The sequence below is a fragment of the Bradyrhizobium sp. i1.15.2 genome, assembly GCF_040548425.1.
Lineage (GTDB): Bacteria > Pseudomonadota > Alphaproteobacteria > Rhizobiales > Xanthobacteraceae > Bradyrhizobium > Bradyrhizobium canariense.
In genome coordinates this window covers 339,831-360,123 of sequence record NZ_JBEPRQ010000001.1, presented here as the reverse complement: position 1 = coordinate 360,123, position 20,293 = coordinate 339,831, and the positions used below count along the sequence as shown (strand labels likewise).

17 protein-coding genes and 1 tRNA gene are annotated in these 20,293 nt (G+C 64.3%); 6 read left to right on the top strand and 12 right to left on the bottom strand.

All coding sequences use genetic code 11. The features are described from left to right. Nucleotides 1-75 precede the first annotated feature (75 nt). The 5 genes from ABIB80_RS01745 to rpmH all read right to left on the bottom strand — a co-directional run bounded on the left by ABIB80_RS01745 (nt 76) and on the right by rpmH (nt 3,679). Nucleotides 76-447 (bottom strand): DUF423 domain-containing protein, encoded by a 372-nt coding sequence (locus ABIB80_RS01745; RefSeq protein ID WP_007597682.1) that lies wholly within the window; start codon nt 445-447, stop codon nt 76-78. Next, complete coding sequence (yihA, locus tag ABIB80_RS01740) at nt 447-1,100, bottom strand: ribosome biogenesis GTP-binding protein YihA/YsxC (RefSeq protein ID WP_007597680.1); 654 nt, start codon at nt 1,098-1,100, stop codon at nt 447-449. Before yihA ends, ABIB80_RS01745 begins: the two co-directional genes overlap by 1 nt. Nucleotides 1,101-1,212: 112 nt before the next feature. Beyond that, complete coding sequence (yidC, locus tag ABIB80_RS01735; RefSeq protein WP_354127105.1) at nt 1,213-3,060, bottom strand: membrane protein insertase YidC; 1,848 nt, start codon at nt 3,058-3,060, stop codon at nt 1,213-1,215. A 13-nt stretch (nt 3,061-3,073) separates the two neighbouring features. Further along, on the bottom strand, nt 3,074-3,517 hold the full coding sequence (gene rnpA, locus ABIB80_RS01730) for a ribonuclease P protein component (protein WP_354126955.1): 444 nt from the start codon (nt 3,515-3,517) through the stop codon (nt 3,074-3,076). Between the two features lie 27 nt (nt 3,518-3,544). Next, nucleotides 3,545-3,679: a 50S ribosomal protein L34 gene (rpmH, locus tag ABIB80_RS01725; protein WP_008542748.1), complete on the bottom strand. Its 135-nt coding sequence runs from the start codon at nt 3,677-3,679 to the stop codon at nt 3,545-3,547. A gap of 384 nt (nt 3,680-4,063) precedes the next feature. On the opposite strand from rpmH, the gene ABIB80_RS01720 reads away from it, so the two are divergent. Together ABIB80_RS01720 and ABIB80_RS01715 are read left to right on the top strand one after the other, a co-directional pair. Further along, nucleotides 4,064-5,563 carry an ATP-binding protein gene (locus tag ABIB80_RS01720; RefSeq protein ID WP_219682512.1) on the top strand — a complete coding sequence of 500 codons (1,500 nt, stop codon included), beginning with the start codon at nt 4,064-4,066 and terminating at the stop codon, nt 5,561-5,563. 164 nt (nt 5,564-5,727) lie between these two features. After that, nucleotides 5,728-5,804: transfer RNA gene (locus ABIB80_RS01715), tRNA-Arg, on the top strand. 80 nt (nt 5,805-5,884) lie between these two features. On the opposite strand, the gene ABIB80_RS01710 is transcribed toward ABIB80_RS01715, so the two are convergent. Together ABIB80_RS01710 and ABIB80_RS01705 are read right to left on the bottom strand one after the other, a co-directional pair. Then, complete coding sequence (locus tag ABIB80_RS01710) at nt 5,885-7,306, bottom strand: DUF7986 domain-containing protein (RefSeq protein WP_354126954.1); 1,422 nt, start codon at nt 7,304-7,306, stop codon at nt 5,885-5,887. Between the two features lie 250 nt (nt 7,307-7,556). After that, nucleotides 7,557-7,781, bottom strand: a complete 225-nt coding sequence (locus ABIB80_RS01705; protein ID WP_354126953.1) for a hypothetical protein — start codon at nt 7,779-7,781, stop codon at nt 7,557-7,559. 276 nt (nt 7,782-8,057) lie between these two features. Between ABIB80_RS01705 and ABIB80_RS01700 the strand changes: the two genes are divergently transcribed. After that, nucleotides 8,058-8,504, top strand: a complete 447-nt coding sequence (locus tag ABIB80_RS01700; RefSeq protein ID WP_354126952.1) for a hypothetical protein — start codon at nt 8,058-8,060, stop codon at nt 8,502-8,504. A gap of 75 nt (nt 8,505-8,579) precedes the next feature. On the opposite strand, the gene ABIB80_RS01695 is transcribed toward ABIB80_RS01700, so the two are convergent. Continuing rightward, on the bottom strand, nt 8,580-10,874 hold the full coding sequence (locus tag ABIB80_RS01695; protein WP_354126951.1) for an MHYT domain-containing protein: 2,295 nt from the start codon (nt 10,872-10,874) through the stop codon (nt 8,580-8,582). 447 nt (nt 10,875-11,321) lie between these two features. Here ABIB80_RS01695 and ABIB80_RS01690 point away from each other — a divergent pair, with 447 nt between their 5' ends. Continuing rightward, on the top strand, nt 11,322-11,480 hold the full coding sequence (locus tag ABIB80_RS01690; RefSeq protein ID WP_354126950.1) for a hypothetical protein: 159 nt from the start codon (nt 11,322-11,324) through the stop codon (nt 11,478-11,480). Nucleotides 11,481-11,510: 30 nt separating this feature from the next. Here ABIB80_RS01690 and ABIB80_RS01685 read toward each other — a convergent pair whose 3' ends face one another. The 3 genes from ABIB80_RS01685 to ABIB80_RS01675 all read right to left on the bottom strand — a co-directional run bounded on the left by ABIB80_RS01685 (nt 11,511) and on the right by ABIB80_RS01675 (nt 14,675). Then, entirely contained in the window at nt 11,511-12,533 is a 1,023-nt protein-coding gene (locus ABIB80_RS01685; RefSeq protein WP_354126949.1) for an LLM class flavin-dependent oxidoreductase, read from the bottom strand. 75 nt (nt 12,534-12,608) lie between these two features. Continuing rightward, entirely contained in the window at nt 12,609-13,571 is a 963-nt protein-coding gene (locus ABIB80_RS01680; RefSeq protein ID WP_354127104.1) for an AraC family transcriptional regulator, read from the bottom strand. Nucleotides 13,572-13,706: 135 nt separating this feature from the next. Beyond that, on the bottom strand, nt 13,707-14,675 hold the full coding sequence (locus tag ABIB80_RS01675) for an AraC family transcriptional regulator (RefSeq protein WP_246648925.1): 969 nt from the start codon (nt 14,673-14,675) through the stop codon (nt 13,707-13,709). Nucleotides 14,676-15,030: 355 nt separating this feature from the next. On the opposite strand from ABIB80_RS01675, the gene ABIB80_RS01670 reads away from it, so the two are divergent. Together ABIB80_RS01670 and ABIB80_RS01665 are read left to right on the top strand one after the other, a co-directional pair. After that, on the top strand, nt 15,031-18,666 hold the full coding sequence (locus tag ABIB80_RS01670; protein ID WP_354126948.1) for an autotransporter domain-containing protein: 3,636 nt from the start codon (nt 15,031-15,033) through the stop codon (nt 18,664-18,666). A gap of 45 nt (nt 18,667-18,711) precedes the next feature. Next, the gene (locus tag ABIB80_RS01665; protein WP_354126947.1) at nt 18,712-19,578 is read left to right on the top strand and encodes an outer membrane protein; all 867 of its coding nucleotides are present in this window, start codon (nt 18,712-18,714) and stop codon (nt 19,576-19,578) included. Nucleotides 19,579-19,582: 4 nt separating this feature from the next. Here ABIB80_RS01665 and ABIB80_RS01660 read toward each other — a convergent pair whose 3' ends face one another. After that, entirely contained in the window at nt 19,583-20,266 is a 684-nt protein-coding gene (locus tag ABIB80_RS01660; protein WP_007597664.1) for a class I SAM-dependent methyltransferase, read from the bottom strand. Nucleotides 20,267-20,293: the final 27 nt, after the last annotated feature.

The window sequence follows — 20,293 nt, the reverse complement described above, 5'->3', positions numbered from 1 at the left end:
CGCGCAAGCTCTCCCGGATTGCGCGGAGCCTGTCATCGGGCGGCGCTTCGCGCCGACCCGTTGGCTCCATCCGGGCTACGGACTGCGCTTCACCACCACCGCGGCGAGCGTCACCGCCAGCCAGCTCAAGATCATCACCGATCCACCGGTCGGCGCTGCATAGGGAAACAGCGAATGGCCGGCATATTGCCGCAACGTGAGGTCGCCCGCGAACAGCGCGGCGCCGGCTGCGAAGCCGGACGCGGCGATGATGCCAATTCCGTCGTGCAGAAGGCCGCGCCCGAGCAGGGCGACGGCCGCGAGTATGGCGGTTGCATGAAACAGCAGCATGGCACTTGCGGCGGCGAGCCGGCTCGCATCGCCGCCATGCGCGGAAGCCGCGGCCAGCGCGACGCCGGCGGCGCCCATCACGCCGGCAAGCCCGATCAGCAGGCGGAATGCCGTCATTACGAGGTTCGCTCTTCCAGCAACTTTGCGATCGCTGCGCGCAGCTCGGCCATGCCGGTCGCGCTCCGCGACGAGGTCGCGAGCACGTTGGGGAACGCCGCCGGACGCTTGGCGAGCGCGGCCTCGGTCTCGATGATGCGCGATTGGAGCTCGGTGGCCTTGATCTGGTCGGCCTTGGTCAGCACGATCTGGTAGCTGACCGCGGAGCGATCGAGTGTCTTCAGGACTTCGAGATCGACGTCCTTGAGGCCGTGCCGCGCGTCCACCAGCACGTAGACACGCGCGAGGCTGGCGCGTCCGAGCAGGAATTTGTGGATCAGCTCGGTCCAGGACGCGACCTGGCTCTTCGGCGCTTTGGCGTAGCCATAGCCGGGCATGTCGACGAGGCGCAGTTCACTTTTCCCGGGGACCTCGAAGAAGATCAGCTCCTGGGTGCGGCCCGGGGTATGCGAGGTGCGCGCGAGCGCGTTGCGCCCGGTCAGCGCGTTGATCAGGCTGGACTTGCCGACATTGGAGCGGCCGGCAAAGGCGATCTCCAGCCCCGCCATCGGCGGCAGCGTTTCAGTCGAGGGCGAGGCCCAGATGAACTGCCAGTCGCGCGTGAACAGCTTCCGCCCGACCTCGATCAGCTTCGCATCCTTGTCGTCATTCATGCGAAGGCTTTCTGTTTGTCCGCGTCATTGCGAGCGAAGCGAAGCAATCCAGAAATGCGTCCGCGGAGGGACTCTGGATTGCTTCGTCGCTCGCTCCTCGCAATGACGACCGCTACGTCGCCTTCTTCGCGAACGTTGCCTTGAGATTGTCGAACAGCTCCACCTTCACGCCGTTGCGGCGCATGATGAAGCTCTGCTGCAGCACCGAGAGCGTGTTGTTCCAGGCCCAGTAGATCACGAGGCCTGCCGGGAAGCCCGCCAGCATGAAGGTGAAGATCAGCGGCATCCAGTTGAAGATCATCTGCTGCGTCGGATCCGGCGGCGTCGGATTCAACTTCATCTGGAACCACATCGTGATGCCCATGATGATCGGCCAGATGCCGAGCGCGAGGTAGTGGCCGAACACCGGGATAGTGGTCGGATCGAACGGGATCAACCCGAACAGAGTGAACAGGTTGGTCGGGTCCGGCGCGGAAAGATCCTTGATCCAGCCGAAGAACGGCGCGTGCCGCATCTCGATGGTGACGAACAGCACCTTGTACAGCGAGAAGAACACCGGGATCTGGATCACCACGGGAAGACAGCCGGCGACCGGATTGATCTTCTCCTTGCGGTAGATCTCCATCATCTCCTGCTGCTGCTTCACCTTGTCGTCAGGGTAGCGCTCCTTCAGCGCCTGAAGCTGCGGTTGGACCGACTTCATCTTCGCCATCGAGGCGTAGGACTTGTTCGCCAGCGGGAAGAACAGGAGCTTCACGATCACGGTCACGAGCAGGATCGAGATGCCGAAATTGCCGAAGAAGCGGTAGAAGAAGTCGAGGCCGAGGAACATCGGCTTGGTGATGAAGTAGAACCAGCCCCAGTCGATCAACAGATCGAAATGGTTGAGGCCGAGTTCCTTGTTGTAGCCGCCATGGCCGGCGAGCGGGAAGTTGATGCCGACGACGCTGGCTTCCTTGGCGCCGGCGAACAGCCGCGCGTTCGCGGTCGCGGAGCCGCCGATCGCGACAGTGACGGGATCGAGCAAATAATCGGTCTGGTAGGTGTGGACGTTGCCGCTCGGGTTCGACGAGAAGCGCGCCTGAATTTGCGCACTGGTGTCCGGCAGCAGCGCCGAGGCCCAGTACTTGTCGGTCATGCCGAGCCAGCCATTGGTGGCCTTGAAGTTCACCGTCCGGGCTTCGTCGATTTTCTTGTAGGCGTATTCCTGCAAGCCATCGAGATAGCCGATCAGGCCTTCATGCAGGATGTAGTAGCCGGAGACCTGCGGCGTGCCGTGGCGCGAGATCAGCGCGAACGGATAGAGCGTGACCGGCGCGTTGCCGACATTGCTCACCTCGTCCTTGACGGTGAAGAGGTAGTGGTCGTCGACCGCGATGGTGCGGCGGAAGCTGAGGCCTTCGCCATTGTCCCATTTCAGCACCACCGGCGTGGTCGGCGTCAGGCTGCCGCTGCCGTCCTGCTTCCAGACGGTCTGCGCGTCCGGCAGTTTCGCCGTCACGCCCGTCGCCGGCACCCAGCCGAACTCGGCGTAATAGGGCTCCGCGGTACCCGAGGGCGAATACAGAATGATCGGCGGTGATTTCGGATCGACCGTTTCGCGGAATTGCACCAGCGCGACATCGTCGATGCGGCCGCCCTTGAGCGAGATGCTGCCGGCGATCCGCGGCGTCTCGATCTTCACGCGCGGGCTCGCTGCAATCGCGCTGTCACGGCTTTGGACCGGCTGGGCTTGCTGGTTCGCGCTCGGCGTCGCCGGCTGGGCCGTGCTGCCGGCCTGCGGCGTGGCGCCCGGCGTCGCGGAAGCCGTTGGCTGCGGCGTGCCCTTCTGCAGTTCGGCCTGCGCCTGTTGCTGGGCGCGCTGCTTCTCCATCGCCGGCATGTTGTAGAAATACTGCCAGGCGATCAGCACGAAGCCCGACAGAATGACGGCGAGGATGGTATTGCGGTTGTCGGTCATCATTCTCTCGTCATCAATCCGGTTTGCGGCTGGTCGCAGGAGCGGGGCCGGGCTTTGAGCCGTCGGTTGTTGGGCTGCTTTTTGAGCCGCGTCCCTTGCGCGTATGCCGTGCGGGCTTCGCGAACGCTATGCGCAGATCATCGAGCATGGTGGCGAAGTCGCGCGAGAGCGCGTCCCTTCGGCCGACCAGCACATAATCATGATGGGGCTGCATCGACACCGGATTGAGCCGCTTCACCAGTTCGCGAAGCCGGCGCCGGATGCGATTGCGCTCGGGAGCGTTGCCGTTCTTTTTGGTGACGGTGAAGCCGATCCGGACCGGGCCGCTGTCGTCTCGGCCAAGGTTTTGGCGGTCAAGGCTTCGGCGGTCAAGGCTTTGCAGGACGAACGCGGGACTACTCACCCGCGCGCCATTGGCAACGGCGAGGAAATCCGCTCGCTGCCTCAGCCGATCCATGATGAAATCCCAAAAAGGGGGTCCGGCTCAGGCGCTCAGACGCTTGCGGCCGCGGGCGCGGCGGGCGGCGAGCACCTTTCGGCCGCCGGCCGTGGCGAGACGGGCACGGAAGCCGTGACGGCGCTTGCGCACCAGTTTGCTGGGTTGATAAGTCCGCTTCACGGGTTTTTCTCCGCTGACCGGGCAATTTGCCTGTAGAATTGATGATAAAGTCCGGAAGATGCTGCCCAAAACGGGCCTTTTTCGGCCCCAAGAGAGCCGCTCCCGGCGGTCACACCGGGTCATCGCGGACAATTGGCCGGCTTATATGCGAGCGCCTTCTTTTCGTCAACGCCGCACAAGAGCTCAATTCGGGCGAATATCGCTGTCCGTGCGGGGTTTTTAACCCTTGAGGTAGCGACTCGCCAGATCTGCGCTTACATCCGACCTTGGCAGATTGACGATCTGTAATTTGACCGCGCTGGGGGCGGGCCGCATCTTGATACGCGCCAAAACCCTTCACCCGGCGATATCTTTCATCCGGTAAAGGCAGCGAGGGCGAATTTCGTGGCAGCGACAGACCTCCAGCCGATCCAGGATGGGGATCAGCGGGACCCGCCGGCGGCGCTGCCGCGCGGGACGCGCGGGCTTGGGCTGTCCGGCAAGCTGCTGCTGCTCACCGTTCCCCTGGTGATGATCGCGGCCATCCTGCTCTACGTGCCGGCCATCGCCAACTTCTGGGTCAACCGGCTCAACGACCGCGTCGCCGCGGCCAACACGGCGGCGCTGGTGCTCGATGCGGCGCCGCTCGGCATGGTCCCCGATTCGCTCTCGCGCGAGATCCTGAAGAGCATCAATGCGCGCGCCGTCGCCATCAAGATGGGCCAGCAGCGCCGTCTGCTCGCCAGCGACAATCTGCCCGCGGCGATCGAGCATGACATCGACCTGCGCGACATGACGGCGTGGGAGGCGATCACCGGCTCGTTCCGGATGATGCTGGAGACCGGCAACCAGGCCATCCGGATCGTCGGGCCCGGAGTCGGCAACGCCCAGTTCATGGAGATTGTCACCGACGAGCTGCCGCTGCGGCAGTCGATGTACCGCTTCTCCCGCAACGTCGTGGTGGTCGCGCTGATCATCGCGGTGCTGACCGCCGGCCTCGTCTATCTCGCCATGCATTATCTCTTCGTGCGCCCGATGCGGCGGCTGACTGCGAGCCTGGTCGGCTTCCACGAAAATCCCGAGAGTTCGGCGGGGATCATCGTGCCGAGCCAGCGCAGCGACGAGATCGGCGTTGCCGAGCGCGAATTGTCGGACATGCAGCGCGACCTGATGTCGATGCTGCACCAGAAGAGCCGGCTCGCCGCCCTCGGCCTCGCCGTCTCCAAGATCAATCACGATTTGCGCAATCTGCTGGCCTCGGCGCAGCTCCTGTCGGACCAGCTCGCCAGCGTGCCGGATCCGCGGGTGCAGCGCTTTGCGCCAAAACTCGTGCGCTCGCTCGAGCGCGCCATCGCCTTCTGCCAGTCGACCTTGTCTTACGGCCGCGCTCAGGAAGCCGCGCCCGACCGGCGCATGATCATGATCGAGCCTGTGGTGCTGGAGGTGCGCGAGACCGCCGGCCTTGCCTCCGACGCCTCGATCGCCTGGGTCGCCGCGATTGAGCGCGGGCTCGCGGTCGACGCCGATCCCGACCAGCTGTTTCGCGTGCTGCTCAACCTCGTCCGCAACGCCGCCCAGGCGCTGGAAAGCCATGCGTCCGCCGAGGGCGGCGCGCAGCAGATCCGGATCACGGGAAAACGCGAGGGCGCGGTCGCCATCATCGAGGTCTCCGACACCGGCCCTGGCGTGCCGCAGAAGACCCGCGATCACCTGTTCGAGGCGTTCCAGACCTCCGGCCGCCCCGGCGGCAGCGGCCTCGGCCTTGCCATCGCCGCCGAGCTGGTCCGCGCCCATGGCGGCGACATCCATCTGGTCGAAGGCACCATCGGCGCCACCTTCCGGATCGTCATCCCCGACCGCCCCGTGGAACTGCTCTCCGTCCGCAACGAGCGGGCGCGGGCGTAGGTCGGCCGGCGGCCGAGCGCGGAAACCGTCATGTCCCCTGCAAAATCTCCCCAATCCGGACCTTGCCAATTGGGGCAAGAGCGGTTAGTCAGAGCGCTCTTTCGCACCCCTCCGGCGTCGCCGGGGGCTGCCTGCGGGCCACGCCCGCACTGTCAGCGAAAAACGCGCCCGTAGCTCAGCTGGATAGAGCATCAGACTACGAATCTGAGGGTCGGACGTTCGAATCGTTCCGGGCGCGCCATTTCGGTACCGACTGTCGCCTGGTCACGCGGATCGAAGCCCCCTTCAGCGGCCCAGCGCAGCGGTCATTGCCCGGTTCGTTCACTCCCTCCGCTCACTGAGACCCAACTCTGTCCATAGCCACGCGAAATTGTAGCTGGCCATCGGATTATCTGGATCGGCGTGCTTCGCCGTCCGGTTCTCCATGAGCTTGAGCCACTCGACGACCTTCATCCGTCCGCCCTCCGTCTTCACCGCGGTCCGCGGCGTTTGCCCGTCGAGCGCGGGAACCGGTTGATCGAGCACGTCACGGTAATGCCGGTCCATGTAATCATGGACAATGGCGCGCTGCTGCTCCTCAGGGATATCGAGCTGATTTGGCATGGCAGACTCTCGCGACACCATGACCTGCTCGATCGATTCCGTCTTGACCGAGGGCTGGCGCAGGCGTCCGCCGAGCGCGTCGGACAGCAGTGCGCATCCGCGGCTGCAGCGCTGTTCGGAGTTGGTATTGAGCACCAACGTCTTGCTCTCCAGCCGTATATCGCCCAGCACGAGCCTGTCCTCGTCGGACCATGTTTCGAAGGTCAGCTGTTTCCGCGATGATCCGTCGTGCCCTGGTGCGGCGGCGGGCTTGGCTGCGCTTCTGTTTTCGCCAACCCAGCTCCATGACTTCGAGCTCGTGGCGCGAAACTCCGGACGTGCTTCCAACGCCGCTCGGATGTCACGCCCCGTGGCGCGGGCGGCGAGCGGGAAGCGCGCCTCGCACAGCATCACCTCGTCCCCTTCCGCGTTCCGCAAATCGGGAATTCTCGGTGACTGAATTCGGTCGATCGCGTCGACAAGCCAGAACGTGGTGAACATGGGCGTGATTGCGCGGAGCCTGTCGGTGGGAGAAAGATCCGAGAATCGGTCCTCGTCGAACTCGTATCCGTTCGCTTCCGCCAATTCTCGCTCTTCCTCGCTGCTCAGCGACTCCAGCTTCCGAACGGCCGCAACCAAGAGTTCCGATGTCTCGTGGTCGAATACCAGCAAGCCGCCACCGATCTGCGACCGCGAACCGACATCAACCACGCGCGCGGCAATGCGGTCCCATGGCTTGAGGCTTCGGGTCGCGCTCCGCTCGCTGACCAGGACCGGTTCGGTGTCGCGAAGCAGGTCGCGCGCCAGGAACGAAGTGTCGGGGACGATGTCGCTGACCTCATAGAGGCTCATCGTCGATTTCCGCAGCGCGGCCATGTAATTGCGAATCGATGCGGATTCTTTCCAGCCGCGGCGCTTGAGATAGTCATCCGTCGCGTTCTCGCCGTCGAATTCACGGGTCAGGAAGTCCTCGAAAGCGCAGGCCCACACGGTGCTCATGAACAGGTCTTCGCCGATGGTCGAAGCGATCTGCTCGATCTCGATGCCGGTTTCCTCGCAGGTGGGGACAAGGTGACCTTCAAGGACCCAGTCGAACCGATCGGCCCATCGATCGCGCGTAGACCACCTTATCAACCCTTCGAGCACGTGCTTGCTGGCCATGTTCCTGCTCGCACCCCGGAATTCCCGGTCGCCGCGTAAGCGCGGCCATGCCGGAGTTTAGCAGGCCCGCGCGACCTGTTCGATCCGGAACTGGATTTTTCGAAACGACGATCAACGAATTTCTTTGGCACCCGAACTGGCCCGGCGACGCAAGGGCCGCGTGCGCGCCGACGATGCCTGCTCGCACCGCTCACCGAAGCCGCTGCAGTTGATTGCACCGGTTCCAAGCCTACGCGTAACAAAGCCCGCTTTAGCGCCGCCCAACTTCCTGCGCCGCCGGATCCGAACCGAGCCCCTTGCTGGTCAGCAAACGGTTGAACTGATCCGCGAAGAAAAGCTGCCCGTTCGGAGCCGTGATCGAAACCACAAAACCATTCAGCGCGTGCTTGCGGGCCAGGATCACCGCAACGATCGCGCTGTCACGGAAATCCACGGTGCGGCAGTCGTCTTTAATAGCTTCGATGATAAATGTCATTTGGCCCATGACCACAATTGGCGCGCGCCAATTGCGCGCCCGGCAACTCAACCTCGTATCGGTGAAAATGATGTTGCCGACAAGCCAGCTATTGACCCGATGGAACCGCGACCATACCCATATTGGGGGAAACAGCAGACCGGTCCTGCCTCACGCGGTGCGCCAGGGAGACATATAACTGGCTTGCAACCGACTTGTGGACGTCGGACCGGACATCCGTAGAAGCGGGCACTGGCCATGGTTGGTACGACTGAAGGCGAGGACATCGCGGCGGATTTGATCCGAACCGTCTCCCGCCACTCGTTGGCTTACATGCTGTGCGCAGCCAGCGAAATGTTCCGCCACTACGATTTCGATCCGCTGGACTTGATGATCATTCATGCGGTCTTGAACGCCAACGTTCTCAATATCATGAAGAACCCCGAACTGGACCGGCAATTTGGCAGCATCCAGGCGGTTGAGCCGGACAAGATCAAGCAGGGCGTTTCCCGTGCCGCCCTGTCCCGCTTTTTCGGTCTGCCGATCGAAACCGTCCGGCGGCGCGCCGATCGCTTGAAGAAGCAAGGCATTTTCCGCGAGACCGACCAGGGACTGATCGTGACCGAAGCCAATCAGTTCAAGTTCGGCAATAATCACGAGCTGCAGAGAACCAACATGCTCCTGGTGCGGAAATTCCTCCGTGACCTGACGGAAGCGGGCGTCGAGCTTCCCGGCGGGATTTGACGGACCATTGCCTTGGAGTCTCCGAACCGGGACCGCACCGCGCGCAGGCGGCGTGCGCCATTCATCATCCGGCTTTCACGCGCTCTTCGGCCGAAAGGCGACGATGGATCCGGTTGGCTCGTCTTCGCGCATTGCCGCCTCGATGGCCTTCGCCAACGCAGCCTGGTCGAATGGTTTTGACAATCGCGGCAGGCTGGATCGTTCGTCGCTGGGAATCTCTGCGTATCCCGTGCTCAGGAGGATGACCGTCCCGGGGCGCTCCGCGGCGACAGCGCTGGCCAGCTGCAGTCCAGTCATCCCAGGCATGGCATAGTCGGTCACGACCAGGTCGACGGTACGGGTGCGGCGGAGCAAAGCCAGTGCCTCGTCGCCCGAGCGCGCCTCGACCACGATGTGCCCAAGATCGTCCAACATCGCTGCCGTGTTCTCGAGCACCAGGAGATCGTCGTCGACGACAAGTACGGAAAGCTGTCGGCTGGCCCGCGGTACGGGCGCCGGAGCTTCCGCGCGCGGGTCAGGCACCGCGGTCTCCCCGGCCATCGGCAGCCAAATTTCGGCTGTCGTGCCCTCCCCGGGAAGGCTCCTCAAAGCGAGCTTGCCGCCGGACTGCTCGGCAAGTCCGTGGACCATTGACAGGCCGAGCCCGGTGCCTTTGCCGACGCCTTTGGTCGTAAAGAACGGCTCCTGGGCGTGCCTGAGGGTCTCGTCATCCATGCCGCAGCCGGTGTCGCTCACCGAGAGCGCAACATAGTCGCTCGTCCGAAGGCCGCCATCGCCCCGCTCTTCGCGAGCGGCAATGGTAATCAGGCCACCGCCCGGCATCGCATCACGTGCGTTGACCGCCAGGTTGAGGACAGCCAGTTCGAGCTGGTTCGCGTCGACCCTCACCTTCGGCAGGTCCATCGGAAACAGCGTCTCGACACGAATTCCGGCCTCGAATTTCAGCAATGAGGCCATGCCGTGCACCAATTCGTGGATATCGACGACCGCCGGCCTGAGATCCTGTTTACGCGCAAAAGCGAGCATACGCTGGGTCAGGGACGCGCCCCGCTGCGCGCCTAGCGTCGCGTTGTCCACCAGGCGCTGCACCTTCGCATCGCCCGGCGGCAGGCGCCTCTTCAGAAGTTCGAGGCTGCCGAGAACGGCTGCGAGCAGGTTGTTGAAGTCGTGGGCCACACCGCCGGTAAGCTGGCCGATGGTTTCCATCTTCTGCGACATCATCAGTGCTTCGCGCGCCCGATCCAGCGCATCCTGTGCCCGTCGCCTTTCGCTGACGTCGCGCACGATCTTCGCAAAGCCGGCGATTGCGCCGCTCTCGTTCCGTACCGCAACGATCGTTGCTTCCGCCCAGAAGCGGCTGCCGTCCTTGCGGATACGCCAGCCTTCGATTGCCGACTTCCCCTCGCGCTCGGCTTCAACAAGGGCGCGCGCCGGGGCCCCGGCCGCGCAATCTTCCTCGGTGTGAAAGATCGTGTAGCTCGTCCCTACGATGTCATCGCCATAGCCCATCAGCCGGTGCGCGCCGAGATTCCAGTTGCCCACGCGCCCGTCCGGATCGAGCATGAAGATCGCGTGGTCGACGATACCTTCGACAAGGAGCCGAAAGCGTTCTTCGCTGCGCCTCAGTGCGTCGGCCTCGCGTTGAGCGCGCTCCGCGGAAGCCCTGTCATAGACGGCAGCCGCGATTCCGATGCTCAGGATCACAATGGTGATGCCGGCGAGCAGGAACGCGAGCGGCGCCTGACCGACGCCGAGATGTCCTGCCTGCCGGGCCATGGTGTTCGTCGGCAGGAACATGGCGCCTTCCATCGCGGCGTAGTGCATGCCGGAGACCGCAAGGCCCATCACCAGTCCCGCGAACAGCCGCTGGACCGCGTTGGTGTTGCGAAAGGCGAGCCAGAGCGCCACGACGGAGGCGCTGATCGCGATCAGGATCGAGAGCACAACCCATCGGGGATCGTACTCCATGAGCGCCGCCATGCGCATCGCGGCCATGCCGGTATAGTGCATGCCGGAGATACCAAGTCCCATCGCGAAGCCGGATGCGAGGAGCGCCCGTGGCCGTCGTCCGACGACGGCAAAGGCCGCAGCGGCGACGACGATCGGAATGACAAGCGAGAGGAGAGTCAGGAATGGATCGTACGAGATCTCGATTCCAGGCAGGCTGAAGGCCAGCATACCGACGAAATGCATGGACCAGATGCCGCCGCCCATGGCGATCGCGGCGGCTACCAGCCAGGATCGGCGGGCCCTTCCCGAAGCAGCTCGCATTCGGGTCGCCAGGTCCAACGCCGTATAGGAGGCGAGTGCCGCGATCAGAATCGATAACGCGACCAGAACGGGATCGTGAAAAGCCGCATGATGATGCATTTCGGCCGACGCTAGCCGAACTTACGTTCGCGTTCGCGTTCCCGCAAATTGTCCTCCCCCGACGACGCCGAATCATCCTCGGCACCAAGATCGTTTCCGCCTGACAGGACGGCGCCGATGACCGGCCGCGGCATCCGTACCTCGCCAGACGAGAATCAGTTGAGAATAGTACCGACGACGAGCCTGCACCGCAAAGGTGGCAGCAAGTCGGCTGGTTCCCGCAAAAGATGCATGACGAGCAGCCGCTCGTCATACGCGAGGGCGGCGTCACGCGCTGCTACGCCGGCAAGGGCGTGGTGCGCTACCGATGGTAAGATCCAGGCAGGCTCGGCCGGCGGTGTGAGGTGCAGCACGCGAGATCACCTGTAATCTGCTTCACACGCAAACGCGCCCAATGACGCTAGATGGAACCAGGCGCGCCTCCGCGCGGCCTGTTCGGAGCTGGCGATGATGGCTGCACTGGCAAAGGCGATATCCCGCGCGACGAGAACCGACGTTGATGTCGAAACTCTGAAAGTCCTCGTGATCTTTTCGGGCGCGGGCTTGCTGCTCTCTCTCGTGGCCGCAATGATCTACGGACAGGCTGTCAGCGCCGCCTTGTTTTGAGAGCGCGCTTCGCCAAATCGACCATTCGCCTCACCGCCACCCGAGCGCCGGCGCCACGTGCGTGAGGATCGCCTCGATGGCGTGCGCGCAATAGTCGACGCCGAGCTGGTTCGGGATGGTCAGCAGCAACGTGTCGGCCTCGGCGATCGCCTCGTCCGCTCGGAGCTGCTCGATCAGCACATCCGGCTCCGCCGCATAGGAGCGGCCGAAGATCGCGCGGGTGCGCGGGTCGATGAAGCCGACCTGGTCCTCGCTCCCGCGCTCGCCGCCGAAATAGGCGCGGTCGCGATCGTCGATCAGCGCGAAGATGCTGCGGCTGACGGAGACGCGGGGCTCGCGGGGGTGGCCGGCTTCCTTCCACGCAGCGCGATAGTTACGAATCTGAGCGGCCTGCTGCACATGGAAGGCTTCGCCGGTCTCGTCGTTCTTCAGCGTCGAGCTCTGCAGATTCATGCCGCGCCTGGCGGCCCAGACCGCCGTGGCGTTCGAGCCGGCCCCCCACCAGATCCGTTCGCGCAGGCCTTCCGCATGCGGCTCGAGCCGCAACAGGCCCGGCGGATTTGGGAACATCGGCTGCGGGTTGGGTTTTGCAAAACCTTCGCCGCGCAAGATATCGAGAAACACTTCGGCATGACGCCGGCCCATATCGGCGTCGCTCTCGCCGTCGGCCGGCTGGTAGCCGAAATAGCGCCAGCCGTCGATCACCTGCTCGGGCGAGCCGCGGCTGATGCCGAGCTGCAGCCGCCCGCCGGCGATGAGATCGGCAGAGCCGGCGTCCTCCGCCATGTAGAGCGGATTCTCGTAGCGCATGTCGATCACGGCCGTGCCGATCTCGATCTTGCTGGTCTTGGCGCCGACCGCGGCGAGCAGCGGAAAGGGCGAGGCGAGCTGCCGCGTGAAATGATGCACCCGGAAATAGGCGCCGTCGGCGCCGAGTTCTTCCGCCGCAACCGCAAGCTCGATCGATTGCAGCAGCGTGTCCGCGGCCGAGCGGGTCTGCGATTGCGGCGAGGGCGTCCAGTGCCCGAAGGAGAGGAATCCGATCTTTTTCATGGGCGCAATCTAATGACGATCAGGACGGTTTGCGAGACCATCGTCGGCCCAATCGCCTAAGACTCGCGCCTCGCCTCACGCGCCGCGCATGTCGGACGGTGTGACGCTGAAGCGCCGTCGAAACACGCGGTTGAAATAGGAGACGTCGGCGAATCCGGCCGAATGGGCGAGGTCGCTGATCTTGCGCCAGCGGTTGAGCGGGTCGAGCAGCAGCCTGCGTGCCAGCAGCAGGCGCTGTTCAAGCAGAAACTCGGTGAACGTTGTTCCGGTCTGTTCGAACGTCCGCTGGGCATGACGCGGACTGAGACCGGCCTTCCGTGCGACCGAATAGATCGTCAGGTCAGCTCGGCCGAGATTGGCGATCACGTCGGCGCGCATGAGGTCGAGCCGCGCGGCGGCATGTCCTCGGCCGTTCGCCAGTTCGGCGCGATCGGCGTCGGTTCCCAGCAACAACGCAATCAGGTCGACCATGTGCTGCGACATCAGGTGCCGACTGACCATGTCCGTATGCGGGCCAACACTGGCGGCTAGGGCGTGGTAGCGAACGATTGCTTCACTGATGGGACCTTGATCGCCAACAACTGTCCCCAGCCGATCCTCGGCCTTCGGGCAGATCGCCAGGAGCAGGGATCGCGGGATGCGTATGGCCTTGGCCTCGCAATCGTCGCTCATGCGCGTGCCACAGAGCACGCCCATGTCCCCCAGACCCATTTGCGATTCCGACAATTCGATCGAACACTTCTCCTGCGATACAAGCACGCGTCCGGACGTGGCGATGACCAGGCATAGCCCGTCGTAGCCGTCCTTCAAGGTTTCGCGCGTGCGCGAGAATTCAACAGACGATCCGCTGGCGACGGCCATCATGATGTCGCCCAGCAGGCTGACCTGCAATTTGCAGTCGATGCTGTCGCCGGCGCCGGGCTGGACGTCGATCCGGAACGTCCATCGATACATTTCCTCGCGCCATCGCTCGTAATCGCGCCCGCTGGGCGGACCCGTGTAACGGTCGACAAAAAAATTCGGCGCGCTTGTTTGCATCATGCTTCCCGTCGATTCCGGCTGCCCACAATATCCGGAGATTCCCCGAGCGAAAGGCCGGGAGACGTGGTTGGCGCCTCATTCTACACGATTGGCGCTGGAGTCCAATCGCACCGCGCCGGTATCGCCCGCACCTCAGGCGCCGCGCAGGTCGGACGGAGTGACGCCGAAACGCCGTCGAAACATGCGGTTGAAATAGGACACGTCGGGGAAGCCGGACGAGTGGGCGAGATCGCTGACCTTGCGCCAGCGGTTGAGTGGATCGAGCAACAGCCTGCGCACCAGCAGCAGGCGCTGTTCGAGCAGGAACTCGGTGAACGTGGTTCCGGTCTGTTCGAACATCCGTTGCGCCTGGCGCGGGCTGAGCCCCGCCTTCTGTGCCACCGAATAGATCGTGAGCTTGTCCGTGCTCAGATTGGCGATGATGTCGGCACGCATGAGGTCAAGCCGTGCGGCGGCATGTCCCCGGCTGTTCGCCAGTTCGGTGCGATCGCCGTCCGTCCCCAGCAACAGCCCGATCAGATCGACCATGTGCCGCGCCATCAGGTGCTGCCCGACCACATCCGCGTGCGGACCAATGCTGGCGGCCAGCGTATGGTAGCGTGCGATCGCTTCTCGTATCGGAGCCTGGTCGACGAGAGCCAGCGCGAGCCGGTCCTCGGCTCTGGGGCAGATCGTCAGGAGCAGCGACCGCGGGATGCGTATGGTCTTGACCTCGCAATCGCTGCTCATGCGCGTGCCGCAGAGCACGCTCATGTCGCCGAGACACATTTGCGATTCCGACAGTTCGATCGAATGCTGCTCGTGCGATATGAGCACGGGGCCGGATGTGGCGATGACGAGGCACATGCCGTCGTAACCATCCCTGAGAATTTCGGGGGTGCGCGAGAATTCAGCCGACGTTCCGACAGTGGTGCCCAACAGGATGCCGCCCAACAGGCTGATCTGCATTTTGCAATCGATGCTGTCGCCGGCGCCGGGCTGGACGTCGACCCGCAGCGTGCACCGGTACATTTCCTCGCGCCACCGTTCGTATTCGCGTCCGCTTGGCGGACCCGTGTAACGGTTGACGAAGACGTTCGGCGCGCCCGCACGATCCATCATGGGTCCCTTCAATTGCGATCGCACACCATACCGGGAGATTGCCGAACCGAAAGGCCGGCGCCGGAGGATAGCGCCTCAATCTCGACGATTGGCGCTGGAGTCCAATTGTACCGGTGCCATTCGAGAGTGCGCAGGAAGCCGCCGCTTTTAGGGGCTTTCGTCCGTGGCCGTTCTGCATCAGAGCGCCGCTGTTGCGCTCGCGGGGCGCTGGGAGTGAAGCGAATGGCGTTGCGTTCCAAGACAGAAAACCCCGCATACCTCATTGATGCCACGCGAAGTTTCAGTGCGATTCAGTCTCGCCAAACGGCCGGGCCGGTTCGCGCGAGATCGATGTTCGATTTGTGCGAGGTCATGCATGCCGCATCTTTCATTCAACCGCGACGCGGCTGCGCAACTGGCTCCCGCGCGGAGCCGCTTTGCCTCACGCGCGGCGTCGTTGATGGCATTGATGATCGGCTCGACCGCGCTGACGGTGGTGTCGCTGGCGCTGATCAGCCCCGCAAGCGCCGGCAATCCGGTCTGGGTCGGCACCATCTCGACCGACTGGTTCACCGCCGGAAACTGGAATACCTCGGCGGTGCCGAACGCGACCGATACGGTCACAATCGATACGACAACGCATCTCACATTCATCAACGGCGGAACGGCAGCGGCGCAGCAGACCTTCGTGGGTGGCGTGAGCACGGGCAACCTGTCCATCGGCGGTGGCGGCATCCTGAACGACGCCTTCGGCTACCTCGGCTATCTCCAGAACAGCATCGGCAGCGTCAACGTGTCCGGGGGCTCGGCCTGGAACAATACGGCCGATCTCAGCATCGGCCGTCTTGGCGCCGGCAACCTCGGGATATCCGGCGGCAGTACCGTGGCCGACGTCAACGCGTCGATCGGCGGAGGCGTCGGCGGCTCTGGCAGTGTCACGGTGGCCGGTGCGGGGTCGACCTGGATCAATGCTGGCGACGTCAATGTCGGCGACATCGGCACTGGCAGCCTGACGGTTATCAACGGCGCCAGCGTCATCACGGTCGGAAACAGCTTCATCGGCAATCTCGGCGCCGGTACGGCGACGGTCACGGGGGCCGGCTCGACCTGGGCTGCCGGCGCGAACCTTCTCGTCGGTGCGGGCGCCAGCGGCACATTGCAGGTGTTGCAGGGCGGCTCGGTGAGTGCGACGATCACCGAGATCGGCTCCGCGGCGGGCGTCCACGGCGACGTCACGGTGGACGGTGTCGGCTCAACCCTGAGTACGGGAACGCTAACCGCCGGGCTCGACGGTATTGGCCAGCTGACCGTTTCCGGCGGGGGTCATGTCAACAGCACCGGCGTTTTCCTCGGATACTATGGCGGTTCGGGCACGGCCTCGGTGGATGGCGCGGGATCGATCTGGACCAACACCGGCACGCTGACCGTGGGTAACGCCGGCACCGGCACGCTGACGATCACAAATGGTGCCTTCGTGCAGAGCTCAGGCGCTATCAGTATCGGCAACGGCGTCGGCTCAACCGGCAATGTTCGGGTCGATGGAGCAGGGTCGGGCCTCGGCCTGACCTCAAATGCCAACTTGTCTGTCGGCGTGGCCGGAATCGGTACACTCGCGATCACCAATGCCGGCCAAGTCGCCAGCAGCAACAGCATTGTCGGCGCGGCGACCGGCGCGAGCGGTTCTGTTCTCGTCGACGGCGCAGGATCGGAATGGTTCGCCGCCAATTTGCTCGTGCTCGGGGGCGCCGGCCGGGGAACGCTGATGCTCTCCAATGGCGGCATAGCTCTGGGCGCCACTGCTGTGCTTGGCCTGACTGCCGGCGGGAGCGGCGGATCGGCCGTGATCGACGGCACGGGCTCGTCATGGACCGTCAATAGCCTCTATGTCGGCATGAACACGCTCGGCTCACTTGCGGTTATGCATGGCGGCAGCTTGAGCAATCTCAACACGGGGATCGGACAGGGCAGCGGCTCGAACGGCAGCGTCACCGTGGACGGTGCGGGTTCGTCCTGGACAAATTTTGTGAACATCACGATCGGAAACGCCGGAACAGGCTCACTGACGATCTCGAATGGTGGCGCGGTTTCCGCCGCTGGCCAGTTCGTGATCGCCAATCAGGCGGGCTCGACCGGCGCGCTCAACATCGGGGCGGCGCCGGGCTCGGCTGCGGCGGCGCCCGGCACCTTGGCGACGGCCACGGTCCAGTTCGGCGCCGGCATCGGCGCCATCAATTTCAATCACTCCTCGTCGAATTATCTGTTCTCGCCTGACATCGTCGGCAACGGCGCCGTCAACCAATTGTCGGGCACCACCATCCTCACCGGCAACAACACCTATACCGGGCCGACCACCGTTGATGGCGGTACGCTGTTGGTGAACGGCACGATTGCAAGCTCCACCACCACCGTGAACGCCGGCGGCACACTGGGCGGCATTGGCATCGTCGGCGACACCACCATCAGCGGCGGCACGCTGGCGCCGGGCACCAACGCGATCGGCACGCTCACCATTGCGGGCAATCTGGTGCTGTCCACGGCGGCGACCTACATGGTCCAGGTCTCTGGCATATCGGCCAGCAACACGGTGGTCGCAGGCGCCGCGCAGCTCGCCGGCACCGTCGCGGTGAACCTGACCGGCCGGATCGCGGCGACCACGACCTATACCATCCTCAGTTCGGCGAACACGACCGGGACGTTCGGATCGGTCGCGGTGAGCAACTTGGCCTACGCACGCAACGCGCGGGTCACCTACTCCGGCAATAACGTGCTGCTGACGCTCGATGCCGGATTGCTGTCGCCGTCGCTGCCCGGCTTCGCCAACATAAACCAGAGGAATGTCGCCGCCGGGATCGACAATGCCCTGCTCTCGGGCGCTTCGCTGTCGACCGGCTTCAACACGCTGTTCAACGCGACCGGCCAGAATCTCCTCAACCGGCTGACGCAGGCCTCCGGCGAAGCCGCCACCGGTGCGCAGCAAGGCACCTTCAATGCCATGGGCCAGTTCCTCAACGCGATGCTCGACCCGTTCTTCGGCGGCCGCCACGATGCCGGCGCGCCGGTGAACGGGGCCTCCCGATATGCCGAGGGTGGCGCCGCCACGCGCACGAACCCGAGTCGGGACGCCTACGCGGCAATCGATAAGGCGCGGGGTGCCGGGGATTCGTTCGCACGGCGCTGGAGCGTGTGGGCGGCCGGCTATGGCGGCGCGCAGACCACCGACGGCAATGCGGTGATCGGTTCGAACACCGCGACCAGCCGCATCGCCGGCGTGGCCGCGGGCGCCGACTATCAGATATCGCCGAACACGCTGGTCGGCTTCGCGCTCGGCGGCGGCGGCACCAGCTTTGGCGTCGCCAACAGGCTCGGCGGAGGCAGCTCCGACCTGTTCCAGGCCGGCGTCTACGCACGCCACACCATGGGCAACGCCTACGTTGCCGGCGCACTCGCCTATGGCTGGCAGGACGTGACGACGGATCGCACGGTGACGATCGCGGGCGCCGACCATCTGCGGGCCCGCTTCGACGCCAACGCGCTGTCGGGACGCCTCGAAGGCGGTTATCGCTATGCCACGCCCTGGATGGGCATCACGCCTTATGCGGCGGCGCAGTTCACGACGCTGTTCCTGCCGGGCTATGGCGAGCAGGCGATCTCCGGCGCCAACACCTTTGCGCTGAATTATGCCGGCAGGGATGTCACCGCCGCGCGCGGCGAACTCGGTCTGCGCACCGATCGCTCCTATGCACTGGAGACGGCGGTTCTCACGCTGCGCGGCCGTGCGGCGTGGGCGCATGATGTCAATCCGGATCGTGCGGTCGCGGCCACCTTCCAGACCCTGCCAGGCGCGAGTTTCGTGGTGAATGGCGCCGCGCAGGCGCCCGATGCCGCGCTCCTCACGGGCGCGGCCGAGCTGAGATGGCTGAACGGCTTCTCGCTGTCCGGCACCTTCGAGAGTGAGTTCTCGAGCGTCACCCGTAGCTACGCCGGCAAGGGCATCGCCAGATATCAGTGGTGAAGTGCACCAAGCGCCTTTCAGGGAATTCGTGCTGAGGAGTTTTTGATGAATCGGATCGTGATTGGAATGGCGGTGTCGCTGCTTGCAACGGGCGCGACGGCTGCCGATCTGGCGCCAGGAAGCAACGTACCAAGCCCGCACGTCAAGGCGCCGCCGATGGTCGATCCCGGCTACAACTGGACGGGATTTTATGCGGGGTTGAACGGCGGCTATAGCTGGGGCCGCTCCAACGCAACGGTCCTGCCGATCACACCGCTGGCCGTGAGCATCGGACAGAACGCTGACGGCGGGCTTGGCGGTGGCCAGGCCGGCTACAGCTGGCAGATCGATCCGAGATGGGTTCTGGGTGTCGAGGCCGATCTTCAAGCAACCGGCGAGAGCGGCCGTTCGACTGACGCGCTGACGGCGGTCAGGATCGGTTTGGTTGGGGTTACCGGCATGACTACCAGCAGCACTGATTTCCCGTGGTTTGCAACCTTCCGCGGTCGCGCCGGAGTTTTGGCCGATCCCAGCCTGCTGCTCTATGCAACCGGCGGCCTGGCAGTCGGAGAGGTTAAATTCGGAACACAGGCAACGCTGACCGCGCAATTGTTCGATGGTGCCAATGCGCCCGTCGGAGCGCCGGTGACGATTGCCGGTGCGATAGTCTCGGAGAGCCGGACCCGCCTGGGCTGGACCGCCGGCGCCGGCATCGAAAAGAAATTCAACCGCAACTGGTCAGCCAAACTCGAATACCTCTATCTCGATCTGGGCTCTGCCACTTACTTCAGTGGCACTGCCAACGAAAGACAGTCGGCTTCCACGATCATATCCTGCGGGCCGGCTTCAACTACCAGTTCGCGCCTGGACCGGTGGTCGCGTGGTACTGATTCCGAGTATTTCTTCCAGATACCTACATCAACGTTGCCGTGACGCCTCAGGCGTAGGCGACCCAGCCGCGGAAAGTGAAGCCGGTATAGAACAGCGTCGGGTCGGAGAATCCGGCCTGCCGCAAAATCGCTTCATCCTGCGCGGGCGCGAGGATTTCCAGATGGTTGGTGACGGCGTTCCGCGCGGCCGCCGCCTGATCCGGCTCGACGCCGGACGCGGCGAGGTACGCGGAGTATCGCGAGAGCCACAGCGGGCGTTCCTCTTCGCCATTGGGCGCGCTCAAATGCGCGACCACGAAAGGCGCGCGCGGCTTGAGCCGGCGGCGGATCTCCGAGGCGATACGGCGTCGCTCCTCGACATCGACGAAGTGCAGGGTCAACAGGCAGGTGGCGCCGTCGAACGGGCCTTCCGGAGCGTCGTCGATGTAGCCCTGATGAAGACGCGCACGTGGCGCGAACGATCCGAGGGTTTGCCTCGCTAGCCCCAGCATGGCCGCGGACGGATCGACGCCATCGAAGCTCCAGCCTCCATGCGCTTGCGCAAAAGCCTTCAGCTCCAGGCCGCCGCCGGCTCCGAGAACGAGAATCCGTGCATCGTCACGCGCGCGCTCGGCCAGTAGGATCGCCGCCATGGACAGCATGGCATTGTAGCCGGGGACGAACCGTGGCGGTCCTTCGGTGTATCTCGCCACCGCTTGCGGATCGGAAAACACGTTCTGAACGTCGGTCATGATGTCGTCCTTGCTGAAATGGGCCAA